The sequence below is a fragment of the Cryptosporangium minutisporangium genome, assembly GCF_039536245.1.
Taxonomy (GTDB): domain Bacteria; phylum Actinomycetota; class Actinomycetes; order Mycobacteriales; family Cryptosporangiaceae; genus Cryptosporangium; species Cryptosporangium minutisporangium.
The window spans coordinates 41,556-58,780 of record NZ_BAAAYN010000001.1 but is presented as its reverse complement, the minus strand read 5'-3'; the positions used below and the strand labels follow the sequence as shown (position 1 = coordinate 58,780).

22 protein-coding genes and 1 pseudogene are annotated in these 17,225 nt (G+C 71.6%); 9 read left to right on the top strand and 14 right to left on the bottom strand.

The genetic code is table 11. From position 1 onward, the window contains the following. Position 1: 1 nt before the first annotated feature. Positions 2 to 1,084, top strand: a complete 1,083-nt coding sequence (locus ABEB28_RS00330) for a winged helix DNA-binding domain-containing protein (protein WP_345725855.1) — start codon at positions 2 to 4, stop codon at positions 1,082 to 1,084. Between the two features lie 11 nt (positions 1,085 to 1,095). Here the strand turns inward: ABEB28_RS00330 and ABEB28_RS00325 are convergent, their stop codons facing one another. After that, a complete protein-coding gene (locus tag ABEB28_RS00325; protein WP_345725854.1) occupies positions 1,096 to 1,539 on the bottom strand; it encodes a hypothetical protein in 444 nt (147 codons plus the stop codon). Positions 1,540 to 1,590: 51 nt separating this feature from the next. Beyond that, complete coding sequence (locus tag ABEB28_RS00320; RefSeq protein ID WP_345725853.1) at positions 1,591 to 2,391, bottom strand: META domain-containing protein; 801 nt, start codon at positions 2,389 to 2,391, stop codon at positions 1,591 to 1,593. A 182-nt stretch (positions 2,392 to 2,573) separates the two neighbouring features. Between ABEB28_RS00320 and ABEB28_RS00315 the strand changes: the two genes are divergently transcribed. Further along, the gene (locus ABEB28_RS00315) at positions 2,574 to 3,446 is read left to right on the top strand and encodes an oxidoreductase (RefSeq protein WP_345725852.1); all 873 of its coding nucleotides are present in this window, start codon (positions 2,574 to 2,576) and stop codon (positions 3,444 to 3,446) included. A gap of 44 nt (positions 3,447 to 3,490) precedes the next feature. Here ABEB28_RS00315 and ABEB28_RS00310 read toward each other — a convergent pair whose 3' ends face one another. Continuing rightward, positions 3,491 to 4,105: a glyoxalase gene (locus ABEB28_RS00310; RefSeq protein WP_345726042.1), complete on the bottom strand. Its 615-nt coding sequence runs from the start codon at positions 4,103 to 4,105 to the stop codon at positions 3,491 to 3,493. A gap of 113 nt (positions 4,106 to 4,218) precedes the next feature. On the opposite strand from ABEB28_RS00310, the gene ABEB28_RS00305 reads away from it, so the two are divergent. Beyond that, positions 4,219 to 4,611 carry a nuclear transport factor 2 family protein gene (locus ABEB28_RS00305; RefSeq protein ID WP_345725851.1) on the top strand — a complete coding sequence of 131 codons (393 nt, stop codon included), beginning with the start codon at positions 4,219 to 4,221 and terminating at the stop codon, positions 4,609 to 4,611. Between the two features lie 17 nt (positions 4,612 to 4,628). On the opposite strand, the gene ABEB28_RS00300 is transcribed toward ABEB28_RS00305, so the two are convergent. From ABEB28_RS00300 to ABEB28_RS00290, 3 genes are all read right to left on the bottom strand, one after another. Continuing rightward, positions 4,629 to 5,504 (bottom strand): 5,10-methylenetetrahydrofolate reductase, encoded by an 876-nt coding sequence (locus tag ABEB28_RS00300; RefSeq protein ID WP_345726041.1) that lies wholly within the window; start codon positions 5,502 to 5,504, stop codon positions 4,629 to 4,631. A 76-nt stretch (positions 5,505 to 5,580) separates the two neighbouring features. Next, on the bottom strand, positions 5,581 to 5,886 hold the full coding sequence (locus tag ABEB28_RS00295; protein ID WP_345725850.1) for a hypothetical protein: 306 nt from the start codon (positions 5,884 to 5,886) through the stop codon (positions 5,581 to 5,583). Positions 5,887 to 5,933: 47 nt separating this feature from the next. Then, the gene (locus ABEB28_RS00290) at positions 5,934 to 6,965 is read right to left on the bottom strand and encodes a helix-turn-helix transcriptional regulator (RefSeq protein WP_345725849.1); all 1,032 of its coding nucleotides are present in this window, start codon (positions 6,963 to 6,965) and stop codon (positions 5,934 to 5,936) included. 87 nt (positions 6,966 to 7,052) lie between these two features. Here ABEB28_RS00290 and ABEB28_RS00285 point away from each other — a divergent pair, with 87 nt between their 5' ends. Beyond that, positions 7,053 to 7,463, top strand: a complete 411-nt coding sequence (locus tag ABEB28_RS00285; RefSeq protein WP_345725848.1) for a VOC family protein — start codon at positions 7,053 to 7,055, stop codon at positions 7,461 to 7,463. Positions 7,464 to 7,527: 64 nt separating this feature from the next. After that, positions 7,528 to 8,217 carry a DUF998 domain-containing protein gene (locus ABEB28_RS00280; protein ID WP_345725847.1) on the top strand — a complete coding sequence of 230 codons (690 nt, stop codon included), beginning with the start codon at positions 7,528 to 7,530 and terminating at the stop codon, positions 8,215 to 8,217. Between the two features lie 12 nt (positions 8,218 to 8,229). Here the strand turns inward: ABEB28_RS00280 and ABEB28_RS00275 are convergent, their stop codons facing one another. Together ABEB28_RS00275 and ABEB28_RS00270 are read right to left on the bottom strand one after the other, a co-directional pair. Then, positions 8,230 to 8,643, bottom strand: a complete 414-nt coding sequence (locus ABEB28_RS00275; RefSeq protein ID WP_345725846.1) for an arsenate reductase ArsC — start codon at positions 8,641 to 8,643, stop codon at positions 8,230 to 8,232. Positions 8,644 to 8,665: 22 nt separating this feature from the next. Then, positions 8,666 to 9,388 carry an arsenate reductase/protein-tyrosine-phosphatase family protein gene (locus ABEB28_RS00270; RefSeq protein ID WP_376980474.1) on the bottom strand — a complete coding sequence of 241 codons (723 nt, stop codon included), beginning with the start codon at positions 9,386 to 9,388 and terminating at the stop codon, positions 8,666 to 8,668. 59 nt (positions 9,389 to 9,447) lie between these two features. Between ABEB28_RS00270 and ABEB28_RS00265 the strand changes: the two genes are divergently transcribed. Continuing rightward, positions 9,448 to 10,203, top strand: coding sequence for an aquaporin (locus ABEB28_RS00265; protein ID WP_345725845.1), 756 nt, complete (start codon positions 9,448 to 9,450; stop codon positions 10,201 to 10,203). A 25-nt stretch (positions 10,204 to 10,228) separates the two neighbouring features. Here ABEB28_RS00265 and ABEB28_RS00260 read toward each other — a convergent pair whose 3' ends face one another. The 3 genes and pseudogenes from ABEB28_RS00260 to ABEB28_RS00250 form a co-directional block, all read right to left on the bottom strand. Continuing rightward, positions 10,229 to 11,032, bottom strand: coding sequence for an LLM class flavin-dependent oxidoreductase (locus ABEB28_RS00260; RefSeq protein WP_345725844.1), 804 nt, complete (start codon positions 11,030 to 11,032; stop codon positions 10,229 to 10,231). Positions 11,033 to 11,135: 103 nt separating this feature from the next. Next, positions 11,136 to 11,329, bottom strand: a pseudogene (locus tag ABEB28_RS00255) (RNA polymerase sigma factor); the annotation flags it as partial. Next, positions 11,326 to 11,649 (bottom strand): YciI family protein, encoded by a 324-nt coding sequence (locus ABEB28_RS00250; protein WP_345725843.1) that lies wholly within the window; start codon positions 11,647 to 11,649, stop codon positions 11,326 to 11,328. The gene ABEB28_RS00250 and the pseudogene ABEB28_RS00255, both read right to left, overlap by 4 nt. A 213-nt stretch (positions 11,650 to 11,862) precedes the next feature. On the opposite strand from ABEB28_RS00250, the gene ABEB28_RS00245 reads away from it, so the two are divergent. Then, entirely contained in the window at positions 11,863 to 12,321 is a 459-nt protein-coding gene (locus ABEB28_RS00245; protein ID WP_345725842.1) for a hypothetical protein, read from the top strand. 344 nt (positions 12,322 to 12,665) lie between these two features. After that, positions 12,666 to 13,427, top strand: coding sequence for a PIG-L deacetylase family protein (locus tag ABEB28_RS00240; RefSeq protein ID WP_345725841.1), 762 nt, complete (start codon positions 12,666 to 12,668; stop codon positions 13,425 to 13,427). A 16-nt stretch (positions 13,428 to 13,443) separates the two neighbouring features. Here the strand turns inward: ABEB28_RS00240 and ABEB28_RS00235 are convergent, their stop codons facing one another. Both ABEB28_RS00235 and ABEB28_RS00230 read right to left on the bottom strand, forming a co-directional pair. Beyond that, positions 13,444 to 14,643: an FAD-dependent monooxygenase gene (locus tag ABEB28_RS00235; RefSeq protein ID WP_345725840.1), complete on the bottom strand. Its 1,200-nt coding sequence runs from the start codon at positions 14,641 to 14,643 to the stop codon at positions 13,444 to 13,446. Positions 14,644 to 14,760: 117 nt separating this feature from the next. Next, positions 14,761 to 15,870 (bottom strand): epoxide hydrolase family protein, encoded by a 1,110-nt coding sequence (locus ABEB28_RS00230; RefSeq protein ID WP_345725839.1) that lies wholly within the window; start codon positions 15,868 to 15,870, stop codon positions 14,761 to 14,763. 89 nt (positions 15,871 to 15,959) lie between these two features. Between ABEB28_RS00230 and ABEB28_RS00225 the strand changes: the two genes are divergently transcribed. Next, on the top strand, positions 15,960 to 16,955 hold the full coding sequence (locus tag ABEB28_RS00225; RefSeq protein WP_345725838.1) for a helix-turn-helix transcriptional regulator: 996 nt from the start codon (positions 15,960 to 15,962) through the stop codon (positions 16,953 to 16,955). Between the two features lie 8 nt (positions 16,956 to 16,963). Here ABEB28_RS00225 and ABEB28_RS00220 read toward each other — a convergent pair whose 3' ends face one another. Further along, complete coding sequence (locus tag ABEB28_RS00220; protein WP_345725837.1) at positions 16,964 to 17,218, bottom strand: helix-turn-helix transcriptional regulator; 255 nt, start codon at positions 17,216 to 17,218, stop codon at positions 16,964 to 16,966. Between the last annotated feature and the right edge of the window lie 7 nt (positions 17,219 to 17,225).

The window sequence follows — 17,225 nt, the reverse complement described above, 5'->3', positions numbered from 1 at the left end:
GATGAGCGTGCTCGATCACCGGGCGTTGAACCGGGCCACCTTGGCGCGGCAGTTCCTGCTGCGGCGGACCGGGCTGCCGCCGCTGGAGGTGACCGAGCACCTCGTCGGCCTCCAGGCGCAGACGCCGCATACCTGGTACGTCGGTCTGTGGGCGCGTGTCGCCGGATGCCCGCCCGCCGACGTGGCCGATCTGCTCACCTCGCGCCGGGCGGTGCGGATGGCGTTGATGCGTTCGACGATCCACTTCGTCAGCGCGGCCGATGCGGTGGCCTTGCGCCCGCTCGTGCAGCCGGCACTCGACCGGGACCTGTTCCGCAACAGCACCCACGGGCGCTGGACGCGCGGGCTCGACACCGACGCGGTCGTGGCGGCCGGCCACGAAATCCTGGCCGAGCGGCCGCGCACCCCGGCGGAGCTCGGCGAGGCGCTGCTGGAGCGGTGGCCCGACAACGATGCCGCGGCGCTCGCGTACACGGTGCGCAACCTTCTGCCGGTGGTGCAGATCCCGCCGCGGGGAGTGTGGAAACGCAGCGGCCGCACGACGCACGCGCCGCTGGACGAATGGGTCGACGCGCCGGCACGGACCGCGTCGCTGGAGACGTTGGTGCTGCGGTACCTGGCCGCGTACGGACCGGCGACGGTCCAGGACATCCAGATGTGGTGCGGGCTCACGAAGTTGAGCGAGATCGTCGAGCGGCTCCGGCTGGTCGAGTTCGCCGGCGGGTACCTCGACCTGCCCGACGCCCCGCGTCCCGATCCGGACACGCCGGCACCCGTGCGGTTCCTGTACGACTTCGACAACCTGCTGCTCTCACACAAGGACCGCGGCCGATTCGTCTCCGAGGAGTTCCGCACCAAGGCGGTGACGCCGCACGGGCCGGTACCGCACCCCGTGCTCGTCGACGGTGTCACCGCGGCGGCGTGGACGGTCGAGAAGACCCGCGGCGATGCCACACTGGTCGTACGGACGTTCCTGCCGCTGTCCACCGCCGACCGGGACGCCGCGACGGCGGAAGGGCTCGACCTGCTCGCATTCCTCGAACCCGATGCGTCACACGACGTCAGGTTCGACGCGGTGTCCTGACGGTCAGGCGCTCAGCACGGTGACCGACGTGCGGCACGCCGGCCCAGTAGGCGACGGCTCACGATGCCGACGCTCAGCGCTCCTCCCGCCGCTACCAGGAGCAGGCCGGTACGCCGAAGCGCGGACGCGTCCGGTTGGGCGATCAGCCACCCCAGTCCGACGAGCGCCACGACAGCGATCAGGCTGAGCACCACGGTGTGGGCCCGGGTCGGCTCGGCGGACCGTTTCGGAAGCTGCATGAGGTCGAACCGTCGCGCCAACGGCTCCCACGCGGCGGCCAGGGAGGCGAACACGAGGCCGCGGACGATCGCCCAGATCACGTCGGACGTACTCACGTCCGGGTTGCGCAGCGTTTCGACCACGATCGCGAGGCCTGCGACGAAGGCTCCGGCGGCCGCCAGCACGATCGCGCGACGGACGATCCGGCCGGTTCCCATGTGCTCCGTGGTCCACATGGCACGCTCGTTGCCGGTCCGAGCCGCCGCCAAACGCGGGCGGACGGCCGGTCACCGTGGTTTCAGGAGCAGGCCCTTGTCGCCGGACATGAGGCGAAGCGTGCGGTCCTCGAGGGTCACGGTGAGCGTCGCGCCCCCGCCGAGTACGCCCATGATCGCGGTGTGGATGGCGTCGCCCCCGCTGGGGCACGGCCTCACCGAGGTCAGCCGGACGGTGCCCAGTTCTATGGTGCCCGCACCGACGCTCGCCGGAGCCCTCAGCTGGGCGCACGATGTGTCTCCGGTGACGTACGAGCCGTCGAAGTTCAGGTCCGGCTGGAACCCGGGTTGGATGCCGCCCTCGGTCCCGGAGTCGATCAGGCCGTAGATCACCCACTTCCGGCCGACGATCGCCTCCGGGCGCACGGGCGGAGGTACCGCCAGCCGGATCGTCGTCGTGCCGCGTTCGAGCACGACCTCGGTGTCCTCCGGACGCCAGGACGGGTCGCCGCCGAAGAAGTCGGCCAGCCAGTCGTCCTGCGCATGCAGCACACCCCTGCAGCCCTTGTCCGTCTGAATGATCTGCCCGACGTCGAGCCGGGAGCGACCGATCGTGACCGGGGCGCTGAGCCGGTTGCAGCCGGCCTCCATCTCGACCGAGCCGTCCGCGCCGAAGCGGACCTCGAGCGTGGTGCCGCGGACGAGCGGCCGCCGGGCGCCGTCCTCGGTCACCTCGACGGCTTCGAACGACTTGCCGATCAGACTGGTTCCCGGCGAGGCGGCGTGGGTGGCGGGCGTGAGGGTCGAGTCCGATCGTTCCGTGCAGCCGGTCAGCACGAGAGCGGCCAGGACGACGAACGCGGTCCGGATCATGAGCCTTCGACGCGCGCCGGAACGCTCCGGTTCCCGCGCGCGTGCGCCCCGCGCGGTACGGGGTGCCCGCTCCTGCCGCGCTGGGCGTAGCCGCGGTGCCACCCGCCGGACGACGCGCCGGGCGGGCCCGGGCGCGATCGTGGACCTGCGAGTGGACACAACTACTGGCCGAGGAGCGCGAGATGACGAAGTGGACCGCGGACGACGTCACCGATCGGACGGGTACGACGGTGATCGTCACCGGAGCGAACAGCGGGCTCGGCGCCCAGGTAGCCAGGGTGCTCGCCGGAGCGGGCGCGCGGGTCGTGCTCGCCTGCCGCGACCCGGGTAAGGCACGCGCGGTGGCCGACACGATCGTCGGGGATACCGAGGTGCGCACGCTGGACTTGGCCGATCTCTCCTCGGTGCGCGCGTTCGCCGACGGCGTCGCGGACGACGTCGATGTGCTGATCAACAACGCCGGTGTCATGGGCGTGCCGAAAGGCACGACCACGGACGGGTTCGAGGGGCACTTCGGCACCAACCATCTCGGGACGTTCGCGCTCACCGGCTTGCTGCTCGACCGGGTGCGCGACCGGGTGGTCACCGTCTCCAGTGGTCTGCACCGGCTCGGCCGGATCGACGACGACCTGAACTGGGAACGTCGCCGCTACCAGCGCTGGCTAGCGTACGGGCAGTCGAAGCTGGCGAACCTGCTCTTCGCCTACGAACTGGACCGGCAATTGTCCGCGGCCGGTCGGAGCACCGGTTCGGTCGCGGCGCACCCGGGCGTCGCCGCGACCGAAGGGCAGCGACGGGACCGGTCGCTGCAGGGCAAGATCCTGGCCGGCGGGCCCGCGCAGTCGCCCCGGATGGGTGCGCTGCCCATCCTCTACGCGGCGACCGTGCCCGGTCTCGATGGCGTCTGCGTCGGGCCGGACGGGCTGCTGCAGCGTCGTGGCCATCCGACGACCGTCCGGACCAGTCGCAGTTCCCGGAACGCAGAACTCGCTGCCGACTTGTGGGCGCGGTCCGAACGACTCACCGGGGTCCGGTACTCGCTCGCGCGGCTCTGATCGTCTCGCCCGCAGAGACAACCGCGCGGCCTCCGACGGCGGCCTCACACCGGCGCGACGTCCCAGACGAACCCGTCCGGGTCGGTGAACGATCCGGCGTCGCTGTTGACGACGATCCGGTGGGAGCCCGAGCCCTCCGGCGAGACACCAGCGGTCTTGGCCAGCGCGCGGCGCTTGTACAGCGCGAGCTTCACGTGGCCGTCCGGGGCCGCGAATTCGACGTACTTGCTACCGAAGCTCTTCGTCACGGTCAGGCCGTGGCCGATGTAGAACTGCTTGGTCGCGGAGACGTTGTCGACGCCGAGCAGGAGCACGATGTCGTCGAACTCCCGGCTCGCCGGACCGGTGTTCTTCTTCGAGGACGACGCGATCGTCCAGATGACGCCGTCCGGTGCCTGGATCGCGCCACCGTAGCCCCACAGGCTCTTCGACGGCGGCTTCAGCGTGGTGGCGCCGGCGTCGAGGGCGGCACCGACGAGCGCGTCGACGTTGGCGGGCTGGGACACGACCAGCGAGAGGGTGTATCCGCGGAAGCCCTCGCTCGGTGCGTCGGTGGAGCGGACGGCCACCTGGCCGTTCAGGCCGAAGGCGGTGGTGTAGAAAACGTCGGCGGCCTCGGCGTCGGGGGTCTCGAGGACGAGGGACTTGATGGCGGTCATCGTGAGGTCCTTTCCGGGGATTCGGTGGACGGTGACGTCCATGGCGATCACGCTAGGCGCGGGCCGGTGACCAGTGCTTCTTGATTCCTGACCGGTCCTCAACGGGAGGTGTCGTGCCGTCGCCACAGGAGATTTACGAGCGCTACGTCGGGGCGGGGGCGATTCGGCGAGACGCCGACGCGGTCGCCGACCTCTTCACCGAGGACGGTGTCTTCGAGGCGCCACTGGTGCCGCCCGGACATCCGTTCCCCGCCCGGCTGAAAGGGCGCGCGGAGATCCGCCGGGGCCTGGGGGAGTACTACCGGCGTCCGCAGCCGGCGACCGGTGCCGTGGACGCCGGTCGGTCCCGGCTGGTGCTGCACCTGCCGGCGTCCGAGCTGCTGATCGCCGAGGTCGACGCGGTGTTCGTCGACGGTTCGTCGGTGTCGCTGGTGCAGATTTTCCGTCTGCAAGACGGGTTGATCGCGTCGCTACGCGACTACTTCCACCCCGACGTCATGGGGTGACGCGTCCGTCGTCCGGCTCACAGCCGGTGGAGCAGGGCGCCGATCTCCTTGGCGAGCAGCACCGACGCGTCGATCTCGACCTTCCGGATCGAGACGCTCTCGACGTTGAAGCCGAACGGCATCCCGATGCTCCGGCAGAAGCCGATCAGCTCCCGGGCGTTGGCGAGACACTGCTGGTAGGAGTCGGTCAGCGGGTCCGGTGACCGTTGCAGTGAGTTCTCCAGCCAGCGGGGGACGTCGACCCCGAGCCATTTCAGGAAGGTCAGCGTCTTCAGCGACCCGCACACCGAGAGCGTGAAGATCACCGGGCGGGGCTGCGCGCCACGTTCGACGCAGGAGTAGAAGTAGTCCGAGACGAGGCTCTTCGTCGCGTCGACGTTGTAGATGATCTGCGAGACGAAGAACGAGCAGCCGGAGTCTTGTTTGGTCGCCATCCGCAGGTGCTCGTCGCCCCGTGCGGTGTATCGCTCGGTGATCGCGACGGCCCCGAGGGCGAGGTCGGGGCGTAGCTGGTCGCGCAGTGTGAGCGCCCGGTTCAGACGGGTGTGTACCGGCTTGGCGGAGGACGAGGAGCCGACGAACACGCTCAGCACCCGGTCGGTGTCGACCGTGCGCAGCCAGCCGGAGAGATCGGCTTCCGGGTACTTGCCGACGCAGCGGTAGATCACCACCGGCTCCCGCCAGGCGGACAGGTACTCCGCGTGGAACACGGCGGGGTCCATCGTCGGGAGGTAGGGGAACGGTCGCTGCTCCGGGTTGCGGTCGCTCTCGTCGTCGATGTCGTAGAGGATCAGGCCGTCCAGACCCAGCCCGTCCAGGCGGGCCAGCGTGACGTCGGCGATCCGGGCCGCCTCGGTGGGGGAGACGCTTCGGCGCGGGGGCGTGAGCCCCATCAGCAGCACCTCGCCCGACGCGGCGGCGAGCTGCGCCGGCAACAACCGTCGATCAGTCAATCGAGGCCCCCGCTGGTCAGGAGAGCGTGCGGCGGTCCGCGGCGGCGTAGGAAGCGGCGGCGGTGAGCGCGGAGACAGTCAGCACCGACGGCCAGGAGCCGATCTTCTTGGCGAGCGGGTGCGAGAGGCCGAACGCGCCGACGTACGTCGCCACCAGCGCGCCGGTGACCGCCGGGCTGGTCAGGCGGAGCCACTCACGCCCCGCCAGGACGCCGCCGGCCGCGAGGACGAGGCCGCCGAGGGGCCGGACGCCGGTCCGGCGGGCGACTTGCCAGCCGCCGATGAGAGAGCCTGCCGTGATCGCTGCGGTAGGGAGGCGCATGTGCCGACCGTACCTCCCGGCGGTGGCGCCCCGGCCGGAGACCCGCCTTAGGCGGAGGCGGTGCCCTTCGACGCCGCGGCGGCCGCGTATCTCCGGGACAGCCGGGCGAACGCGTGCCGCAGCTCGGGCGGGTCGATCACCTCGAGGTCGGCGTCGAACTTGCCGAGGGCGGCGGCCAGCCCGGTCCACGACCAGGAGCCGAGGACCAGCCGGCAGCGGTCGGGGGCCAGCTCCTCGACGACGCCGTCGCCGGCGTAACGGGCCACGACCTCGGCGGGCAGCGCGAGGATCACCTCGCCGCGGCAGGGCCACGGATCCGGCCCGACGGAGCCACGGAAACGATGGGCGACGAAGGCCGCCACCTCTCCGCCGGGCACCTCGCGCGGAGTGAACCGCGGGCCGGTCGGGGTGCGCGGGACGATCCGGTCGACGCGGAACGTACGCCAGTCGTTCCGGTCGAGGTCCCAGGCGACGAGGTACCACCGTCCGCCCCAGGTGACCAGGTGGTGCGGCTCCACCTGGCGCGGCGGCACGAGGTCCTGCGCGGCGTCGTCCGTGGCGCCCTCCGCGGCGCCGGTGGCCCGGCGCGTCGCGGGCGCGTAGTCGAAGCGCAGCACCTCGCGGGCGCGGATCGCGGCGCCCAGCGTCAGCAGCACCCCACTGTCGGCCTGGGGCGTCGTGCGGACGCCGCCGCGCTCGACGGCGGTCAGCTCCAGGGCGTCGATGCGGTGCCGCAGGCGGGCGGGCATCACCTGCCGGACGGTGGTCAGCGCTCGGGCGGCGGCCTCCTCGATACCCGCCCCGGAGGTGACCGCGATCCGCAGCGCCACGGCCAGCGCTACCGCTTGTTCGTCGTCGAAGAGCAGGGGCGGCAGCTGGGTGCCGGCGTCGAGCCGATAGCCGCCGTCGGGGCCCTTGACCGCCCGGATCGGGTAGCCGAGCTCGCGCAGCCGGTCGACGTCGCGCCGCACGGTGCGCGGGCTGACGTCCAACCGCTCGGCGAGCAGCTGGCCCGGCCAGTCGCGGCGGGCCTGCAGCAGCGAGAGCAGAGCGAGCAGCCGCCCGGAGGTGTGACGCATGGCACCCAGCATGCCCGGAGTAGCGGCCAGATCCTGTCCTCTTCTCCGCCGAGGCTGGCGGCCGTCCCTATCGACGAAGGAGCCCTCATGGCCGTGACCACGACTACCCACCTCAACTTCCGCGGCGACGCCCGCGCCGCGCTGGAGTTCTACCGAGGCGTCTTCGGCGGCGAGCTCACCCTCGTCAGCTACGCCGACGCGCAGAATGTGCAGGACCCCGCCGCGGCGGAGGAGATCATGTGGGGCCAGGTCCGCAGCGCCGACGGGTTCGCGGTGATGGCCTACGACGTCCCGGGCAGCCTGCCGTGGGAGCCCGGCCAGAACGCGTTCTTCGTCTCGGTCCGCGGCACGTCGGCCGAGGAGATCACGTCCTACTGGAAGAGCCTGTCCGACCGCGCCACCATCGTCCAGGACCTCGCACCGGCCGGCTGGGCGCCGCTCTACGGAATGCTCCGGGACCGGTTCGGCGTCGTCTGGGTACTGGACGTCGTCGCCTGAGCGACGCGCGGGGGGCACGGTCCCGTGCCCGCCCGCCGTCCGGCGAGTGGCACGCTGGACGGCGATGAGGAACCGATACCGCGCCGTGCTCACGCTGTCCGGCCTGGGCGTCGGGTGCGTGGTGGCGTCGCTGGCCCTGTACGCGCTGCTGCACCTGGTGCCGCCGTCGGCGGCGCTGGGGTGGACCCGCCGCACGATCAGTTCGTACGCGCTGCTCTCCAACGGCTGGGTGTTCGACGTCGCGACGCTGCTGCTCGCCGCGGGGTCGCTGGCGGTGCTGGCCGCGCTGCGGCGCGCCGGCGTGGCACGCCAGGGGGCGGTGGTGGCGCTCCTGCTGTGGGTCGCCGGGCTCGTCGGCGTGGTGTGGTTCGAGAAGCACAACTGGGCGGTGGGTCCGTCGTTCAGCGGGGACGTCCACCGGGCGGCGAGCCTACTCGCGTTCCTGAGCCTGCCCGCCGGCGCGCTGCTGGCCGCGGCGCCGCACCAGCGCGGGCCGGGTGCCCAGCGTCCGGCGCGGCTGGTCGCTCTGGGCGGGGTGGCCTCGCTGCTCTGCTTCTCGCCGATTCTCTGGGCGCTGCTGTCCGAGCCGTGGACGGGCGTCCGCTGGTGGCGGGCGATCCCGCTGGGCGGGGTGGAGCGGCTGCTCGGGCTGGCCGAGGTGACCACCGTGCTGCTCCTGGCGCGGTGGGCGGTGTCGGCCGCCCGGTCGGCGCGGACGCCGGACCGGGCGACCGCGGTCACCGCCCGACGCTGAGCCCTCGACGCGTCAGGCGCGCGGCGCGTCGCCCAGTTCGGCGAGGAGCTTCTCGATGCGGCCGCGGATCTCGTCGCGGACCGCGCGGACGGTCTCGATGCCCTGGCCGGCCGGGTCGGTGAGCTCCCAGTCCTCGTAGCGCTTGCCGGGGAAGATCGGGCAGGTGTCGCCGCAGCCCATCGTGATGACGACGTCCGAGGCCTGGACGGCGTCGGTGGTGAGGATCTTCGGCTTCTGGTCGGTGATGTCGATGCCGACCTCGCGCATCGCCTCGACCGCCACCGGGTTGATCGAGTCGGCGGGGGCCGATCCGGCGGAGCGGACCTCGACGGTGTCGCCGGCCAGGTGGGTGAGCCACCCGGCGGCCATCTGGGAGCGGCCGGCGTTGTGGACGCAGACGAACAGGACACTGGGCTTGTCAGCCATGACGGGGTTCCTTACTCGGAGTTCAGGCCGGGAGCGCGTCGGTGTGGACGGCGTGGGCGAGTCGGTCGACGCGTTCGGTGATCAGCTGGTAGGCGGCTTCGAAGGCCTCGTCGGTATCGAGCGGCGCCGGATCGGGAATCGACCAGTGCAGGCGGCTCGACGGGCCGGCGAGTTCCTCGTGGGCGTTGTCGCAGACCGCGACGACGAGGTCGCCGGTGCGGACGACCTCGTCGAGGCGTGCGGTTCCGGCGGCGTCGAGGTGCAGGCCGTGCCGGTGCGCGATGCGCACGGCCCGCGGATGGACCCGCGGCGCCGGATGGGTTCCCGCCGAGGCGGTGGGTACGGGGCTGACGCGGGCCCACGCGGCGGTGGCCAGCTGCGAGCGTGCGGAGTTGCGAGTGCAGACGAAGACGACCCGCTCGGCGCTCGAGCCGGTCTGATCAGCGGCCGCACGCCGAGGCGTCGGCAACGGAGCGGTCAGGCGAGCCACCCGGGGGTCGTCGAGCGCCAGGCGGAGGTAGCTGCGTCGCCGGTCGCCTTCCGAACGGCCTCGCCGGATCACTCCGGCTTCCTCCAGGACGCGGACGTGATGGGCGAGGAGGTTGGTCGGGACGTCGAGCGCGGCGCCGAGTTCGCCGGGTGAAGCGTCGCCGAAGGCGAGCCGGTCGGCGATCGCCAGACGGACCGGTTCGCCGAGTGCGGCGTGCAGCGCCGCCCGGCGCCGGACGTCCTCGGACACGCCCACCCGACATTCACCTCAATCGCTATTGACTCAATAAATCTTGAGCCAAGTATGGTGTGCGCATGTCTGGAGTCAAGGGCCGGGTCCCCTTTCCGCTGGTCCGACCACTACTCGCCGAGGGCTTGGGTAGCGCGCTGCTCGCGGCGCTGGTCGTCGGATCCGGCATCGCGGCGCAGCAGCTCTCCGACGACGTCGGGCTGCAGCTGCTGGAGAACGCCGCCGCCACCGCGGCCGGGTTGTTCGCGATCATCCTGATGTTCGGACCGGTCAGCGGCGCCCACTTCAACCCGGTCGTCTCGCTGGCCGACGCCGCGTTCGGCGGGCTGCCGTGGCGTACCGCCGCCGCCTACGTGCCGGTGCAGATCGTCGGCTGTGTCGCGGGAGCCGTGCTGGCCAACGCGATGTTCGCCCAGCCTGCGGTCAGCGTCAGCGGCACCGAGCGGGCCACCGGCCCACATCTGCTCGCCGAGGTCGTGGCCACCGCCGGCCTGGTGCTCGTGATCTTCTCCCTCGCCCGCTCCGGCCGAGCCGCGACCGCACCGGCGGCCGTCGCGGCCTACATCGGCGCGGCCTACTGGTTCACCTCCTCGACCAGCTTCGCCAACCCCGCGATCACGGTCGGCCGCATGTTCTCCGACACCTTCGCCGGGATCGCCCCGTCGTCGGCACCGGCGTTCATCGCGGCGCAGCTGGTCGGGGGTGCGGTGGGGGTCGCGCTGATCGCGGTGCTCTACCCCCGGTTGACCCCGGCGCAAGCCGCCGACGCCGTCGTGCCCTCGGACGCCGCGGGGACCGCCGAGCCGTCGGCCCGCCGCTGAAACGAGCGGGCCTGGGAAACGCGCCCTAACGTCCGGCGAGCTCGGCGACGACCGGAGCGAACGCGTCGGCGACGTGGGCGCCGAAGACGAAGTAGGAGAAGCCGGTCTCCTCCCGTCGCCGCTGGATTTCCTCGGCGGCCGCCGTCGGGTCAGCCGGAAGTACCGCCAGCGAGTCCATCGCGCGGAGCGCAGCAGGGTCGGTGGCGGGATGCGCCATGAACGGTGCGACCGTGTCACCGACCACCGGTACGTGGAGCGCGAGTTCGAGGTCCCGGACGGCGCGGACGTCGTGTGCCAGGCGCGCGACCTCGCCCCGAGGCACCTCGTGCAGGGCGAAGGTGACCGTGTCCGCGACGTCGGCCGCCAGAGCCCGAGCCTTCGGACCGCTGACGGCCATCACCACCGGCGTGTGACGGTCGGGGCCGTCGAGCTCTCGCAGTGCGCTGACGGTCTCCCGTACCCGAGCCAGCCGCTCGCTCGGCGGGACCGCGGGCAGTCGGAGTTCGCGGAGCTCGTCCTCGATTCCCGGCCGGCCGGTGCCGATGCCCAGCTCGAAGCGACCGTCGGTGAGCACCGACAGCGAGTGCGCTTCCCACGCCGTCATCCACGCCGGGCGGAGCGGGGAGGCGTACACCCAGGTGCCGACGCGCAGGTCGGTCAGGGCCGCGGCGGCGGCCAGCGTGGGGCCGGGCGCGGGTTGCCATCGCGGGACGTCCGGCATCAGCAGCGTCGAGTAGCCGCTGTCGGCGATGCGGCGCACGTGGGCCAGCCACGTCGGCAGGTCGGTCGTGAGCGGGGCCACGACCCCGAAGCGGAATGGTCTGGTCATGCCGGTACTCCTCGGCTCAGCAGGCATCGGCAGGGCGGCCCGGGGGTCGGCCACCGCCGCGCGCGGGATGGTGATCGGGTGCGCTACCGCAGTTGGTCGCGGCGGCGGTGGTGGTCAGCCAGGCGCCGGGGTTGGGCGGTACCCCGTCGGTCGGCCACCGTTCGACGGCGATCGCGAACGCCTCGGCCGCCGCGTCCTCGGCGACGTCGAGGTCCCCGAACCGCCGCGCCAGGCCGGCGACACTCGTGCCCACTCGCCGCGGTGGGCCCGGGTGATCGCCTCCTCGAGGTCGCTCACTGGAACGGCCGCACCTCGATCTTCCGGTCGCAGACCTTTGACGCCTCGGCGGCGAGTTTGAGCACCACATCCAAGTCGGGTGCCTCCCACACCCAGACGCCGGCGAGGTACTCCTTCGACTCCACGAACGGCCCGTCGCTGAACACCGCCTGCTCGCCCCGGTTGTCGATGACGGTGGCGGTGTCGGTGTCCGCGAGTCCGCCCGCGAATACCCAGTAACCCTCGGCGATCAGTCGCTCGTTGAACGCGCTGATGGCGGGCCTGCTGTCCGTGCTGCCGGGGTTGTCCTTGTCGTCGATCACCGAAACCAGGTACTGCATCGGAAGTCATCTCCTGTGGAGTCGAGACAGCGGGCGCCGCCCCCGTACGAGCGGCCGTACTCCTGCTACGAACGCGAGCGCGCCGATCGGACACCTTTTCTTGGATTTCTTCGACGAACTTCCCGGGACGCAACCGGTAGGCCAATTCTGGATCCGGCAATCTGTCAGAAATGAGACGAATAAAAAAACGCCGGACAGAAGATAGTAATTTTCATGAAACGATTCGTATCGGCCACGACCGTACTCGCGGCAGCCGGATTGGCTGCCCTGACTCCCCTCACCCCCGCCGCCGCCCACCAACCCGCCTCCAGCAGCGCAGGACACGGCAACAGATGCCTGCCCACCCGACCAGACATCGCGTTCTACGAGGCGGGTCGTGTCGCTTCGAAACCGATCACGGTGCCCCGCTCCCGCTGCACGACGATCGCCGTTTCCCACATCCGTGACCCGCGCGTTCCCCGCGACCGGTGCCAGACGTTCCTGGTGGCGTTCCTGTCCAAGGACGGCACCGACCCGACCTACACCGAGCCGGTTCGCGCCTGTTCGACCCCGGCATGGAAGCGGACCGTGCTCGCCACCAACGTGCCCAACGGTGCCGTTTTCATGGTCCTGTACGACGTGGACTACATCGAGCCCGACCTCCAAGCGCTCCGATACAAAGTCTGGCGCTGACCGAGAGCGCTCGAATCTCATGGCTGTTGATTACTGCTTCTTTTATCTGCCCGTTTCACTTTGAGGAGGGCCCATGACCACCACTCCCACGCTGGTCGACCGACCTGTACCCCGCCGTCGATTGCGTCGTCGCATGACCCGCGGTCCCGGCTTTGCCGTCACCCGACAGTACGAGGCTCCAGGTCGTCCCACCATTCCTCGTGACTCGCTCTCGATTACCTCCACCGAGGGCCTGCTCTGCCGTCCGAAATGGTCTTCGGTCGGCTGCCGATTCCTCAGGATCATGGTGTAAACGGGGGTCGGGCCTGCTGACGCGGCAACCGCCGGTCCACCAAGATAGGTCCATGACTGCTGACGCCCCTGCGGTTCCGAATCCGCTCGAGCCCGTCACCGAGGACTGGCAGCGCGCGCTGGCCATCGTGGCTCACCCCGACGATCTGGAGTTCGGTGCCGCGGCGGCGGTCGCCCGTTGGACCGCGCAGGGCAAAGAGGTCGCCTACACGCTGCTCACCAGCGGCGAGGCCGGTATCGACGGCATGGACCCCGCCGAGGCCGGACCGGCGCGGGAGGCGGAGCAGCGGGCGTCCGCGGAGATCGTCGGAGTGTCCCGGGTCGACTTCCTCGGGCTGCCCGACGGCGTCCTGGAGTACGGCATCCCGCTGCGCCGGACGTTGAGCCGGGTGATCCGCGAGTACCGGCCGGAGATCGTCATCACGAACAACTTCCGGGACAGCTGGGACGAGACCGGCGACGCGCTGAACATGTCCGACCACATCGTCACCGGCCGGGCCGTCCTGGACGCCGTGCGCGACGCCGCGAACCGCTGGGTGTTCCGCGAGCAGATCGACGAGGGCCTGGAGCGGTGGGGCGGCGTCCGAGAGGTGTGGGCGGCGAGCTCACCGCTGTCCAAGCACGGCGTCGACACCACTGACACGTTCGGGCTGGGCGTCCGGTCGCTCGAGGCGCACGCCGTCTACCTGCGCGGTCTCGGCTCGGGGGACTTCGACGCCGAGGAATTCCTGGAGGGCTTCGCCCGGCAGATCGGCAGCCGCCTGGGCGTCACGTACGGAGCCGCGTTCGAGGTGTTCCGGCTCGGGCTCCTCTGAGGTCGCTCCGGCGGTCTCAGAGCACGCCGGCGTCGTGTTCGTAGATCCAGGCCACCGCGTCGAAGGAGAAGTCCGTCCGGCCGGCGGCCATCAGCGCGTCGCGCTGGTGCTGGTCGGACCCGTCGGGCAGGTGGAAGCGTGTCTTGTTCTCCGCCGACATCGCCTGCAGGCGTGCGGTGCGGGGGAGCCGGAGTTGCTCGTACCGGCGTAACGCCTCGGCCGGGTCCGCGGCGCTTCCGGCGGCTCCCGCGTCGGCCAGGCACGCGGCGAGCGTGGCGCCGTCCTCGATCGCCATGGCCGCGCCCTGCGCCATGAATGGCAGCATCGGGTGGCAGGCGTCGCCGAGCAGCGTCACCCGGCCGCTGGACCACCGGTCGAGCGGCGCCCGGTCGAACAACGCCCAGACGAACGTCCCGTCGACGGCCTTCAGAATCTCCCGCAGCTGCGGGTGCCAGCCGTCGAACGCGGCGAGCGCGTCGGCGACGTCGCCGGCGTCGGTCCAGGACTCCCGGGTCCAGCTGTCCTGTTCGACGACCGCGACGAAGTTGACGAGCCGCCGACCGGCGACGAAGTAGTGCACGAAGTGCCGGCCGGGCCCCATCCAGATCTGCGCGGTGACCTCCAGCGAGAGGTGCTCGAGCCGCTCGGCCGGGACCAGCCCGCGGTAGGCGACGCAGCCGGTGAACCGGGGCTGGGTGGGTCCGAACAGCGCGGCACGGACGGGGGAGTGGATGCCGTCGGCGCCCACCAGCACGTCGACCTCGGCCCGTTGCCCGCCGGCGAATCGCGCCTCCACGACGTCGCCGTGGTCGACGACGTCGACCAGCCGGTGTCCGAGGTGGATCCGCTCGGCGGGCAGCGCAGCCGCGAGCGCGGCGAGCAGGTCCGCGCGGTGCATCTGGTAGTGCGGAAAGCCGAATCGGGCTCGAAGCCGCTCGGCCAGGGGCGTACGCAGGAGCGTCCGGCCGTCGTCCCAGCGACGCTGGTGCATGGCCAGCGGTTCGACGCCGGTGCGTGCGAGCGCGGGACCCAGCCCCAGGCGGTGCAGGATGCGGGAGGCGTTCGGGCTGACCTGGACGCCGGCACCCACCTCACCCAGCGCGGACGCCTGCTCGTACACGTGCACGTCGAAGCCCGCCGCCCGCAGGGACAACGCCGCGCTCAGACCGCCGATCCCCCCGCCGATGACCCCGATCGACAATCCCGGCGTGCTCATCGTCCTCCTCCTCGCCCGGCCGGCGTGGTGGGTGCGCTGCGACGGCGACGTTACCGGCGTCCGCCTCGGCCGGCCGTCGAATATCCGACGGCCGGCCGAGGCGGGAGGAACCGGAGATCAGGACAGCGGCCCGAAGAACGCCCGCAGGTCGGCGGCGAGATCGGCCGGTGCCTCCAGCGCCGGGAAGTGCCCGCCGTGGGCGAACTCGGTCCAGTGCGTCCCCTCGGGGGCGGGAACGAGCCGCCGGACCGTCTCGTCGGCACCGAAGACCGCGAACCCCTGCGGCGCCGACACGGGCCCGCCCCAGTCCGACGAGTGCGCCTGGTCGTAGAGCGTGTGCGCGGCGCCCGACCCCGCACCGGTGAACCAGTACAGGCTGACGTTGGTCAGCAGCCGATCGCGGTCAACCGGCAGCTGCGTCCACGCCTCGAAGCTGTCGGCGATCCAGGCGAGCTGGAACACCGGCGAATCGCTGAGCCCGTAAGCGATCGTCTGCGGGCGGCTGTTCTGGATGGCCAGGTAGCCCGAGCCCTCGTCGCGGAACGCGGCCATCCGGTCCAGGATCAGCTTGTCGACGGGGTCGGACTCGTCGAGGTTGTCGGCCATTCCCGGGATGAACGTCGCGGTGGCCGCAGCCGTCAACGGCTCGGTCACCACGTGGATGCCGAGCACGTGGTCACCGTCGATCGCCGCGACCGCGCCGGAGACGCCGGCGCCGATGTCCCCGCCGTGCACCCCGTAGCGCGGGTAGCCCAGCCGGCGCATGATCTCCGCCCACGCCCGCGCGGTCCGGCTCAACGTCCAGCCCGCTCCGGACAGCGGTGTCGAGAAGCCGTACCCCGGCAGCGACGGCACGACCAGGTGGAAGTCCGCGGTCAATAACTCGATCAGGTCCAGGAACTCGGCGGGGGAGCTCGGATACCCGTGCGTGAGCATCAGCGCGGTGGCGTCCGGACGCGCCGACCGCACGTGCAGGAAGTGGATGCGCTGGCCCTCGACCTCGGTGACGAACTGTGGATAGCGGTTCAGCTCGGCCTCCGCGGCCCGCCAGTCGTACGTCGTCCGCCAGTGGTCGGCCAGCTCCCGGAGGTGGGCCAGCGACACTCCCCGGGTGGAGCCCTCGCCGGGCGACTCGGCGGGCCAGCGGGCGCCCGCGAGGCGCGCATGCAGGTCGTCGAGGTCGGACTGCGGAACAGCGATTCGGAACGGTCGGACGGCCTCGCTCATCGTGCGTCTCCCTCTGAGTTGGTGTCGAGAGCGACGGTAGAGTCCATTGCGGATCAGTTCGTTCCGCAATTGCAGCGAAGATGGTGGGCATGCAAGAAACTTCCGGACGCCTGCTGCGGTTGCTGTCGCTCTTGCAGAGCCGTCGTGACTGGACCTCGGCGGAGCTCGCGGCGCGGCTCGAGGTGACTGCGCGGACGATCCGTAAGGACGTCGAGCGCCTGCGCGGCCTCGGCTACCCGGTGGACGCCCGCCCCGGGGTGGCCGGCGGCTACCGACTGGGCACCGGTGCCGCCCTGCCGCCACTGCTGCTCGACGACGAGGAGGCCGTCGCCGTCGTCGTCGGACTACGTACCGCCGCGGGCGGCTCGGTCGCCGGGATCGAGGAGACCTCGGTGCGAGCACTGGCCAAGGTGCACCAAGTGCTGCCGGCGCGGCTGCGTCACCGGGCCGCGGCCTTCCGGGAGTTCGCGCTGCCGATGCCCGTGTCCGGCCCGCGGGTCGACTCGGCGGTGCTCACGACGATCGCCGGCGCCTGCCGTGACCACGAGCGGCTCCGCTTCGACTACCGGTCGCACGACGGCACCGAGACCCGGCGGGACGTCGAGCCGTACCGCCTCGTCCACGACCGCAGCCGCTGGTACCTGGTGGCCTGGGACACCGATCGGGCGGACTGGCGGACGTTCCGCGCCGACCGGATCACGCCCCGCACGCCGGGCGGCCCGCGCTTCACCCCGCGGGCGCTGCCGCCGGACGCGGAGATCACCGCCGCCGTGGCCCGGAGCGTTGGCGCGGCGCCCTGGCACTACCGGGCCCGGGTGATCGTGCACGCGCCCGCGGAGTACGTCCGGGATCGCATTCCGGTACCGGTCGACGTGCAGCCACTCGGCCCGGACCGGTGCGAGTTCACGCCCGGCTCGGACAACCCGCAGCGGCTCGCGCACTACCTCGGTCTGCTCGACGCGGACTTCACGGTCGTGGACGGTCCCGAGCTCGTCGAGGCGGTCGGCCGGCTCGCCGAGCGCTACCGCCGCGCGATCACTCCCGACGACCCACCGAGCGCCCGGCCCGGCCTGCCCGCTCACTGAGGCGGGACTCAGGCCGAGCGGCGCGAACTGCCCAGGCGGGGGAACGGGGAGGTGGAGAACACCACCTCCACCGCCACCTCGAAGTACTCGGCGATCCGCAGCGCGAGGTGCAGGGACGGGCTGTACTCGCCACGCTCCAGGTAACCCACCGTCTGGTAGTGCACGCCGAGCGCTTCGGCCAGCTCGCGCCGCGAGATGCCACGCTCGGCCCGCAGCATCGCGATCCGGTTGTAGATCGTCTCGTGGCTGTCCTTCTTGTCCATGTCTCCC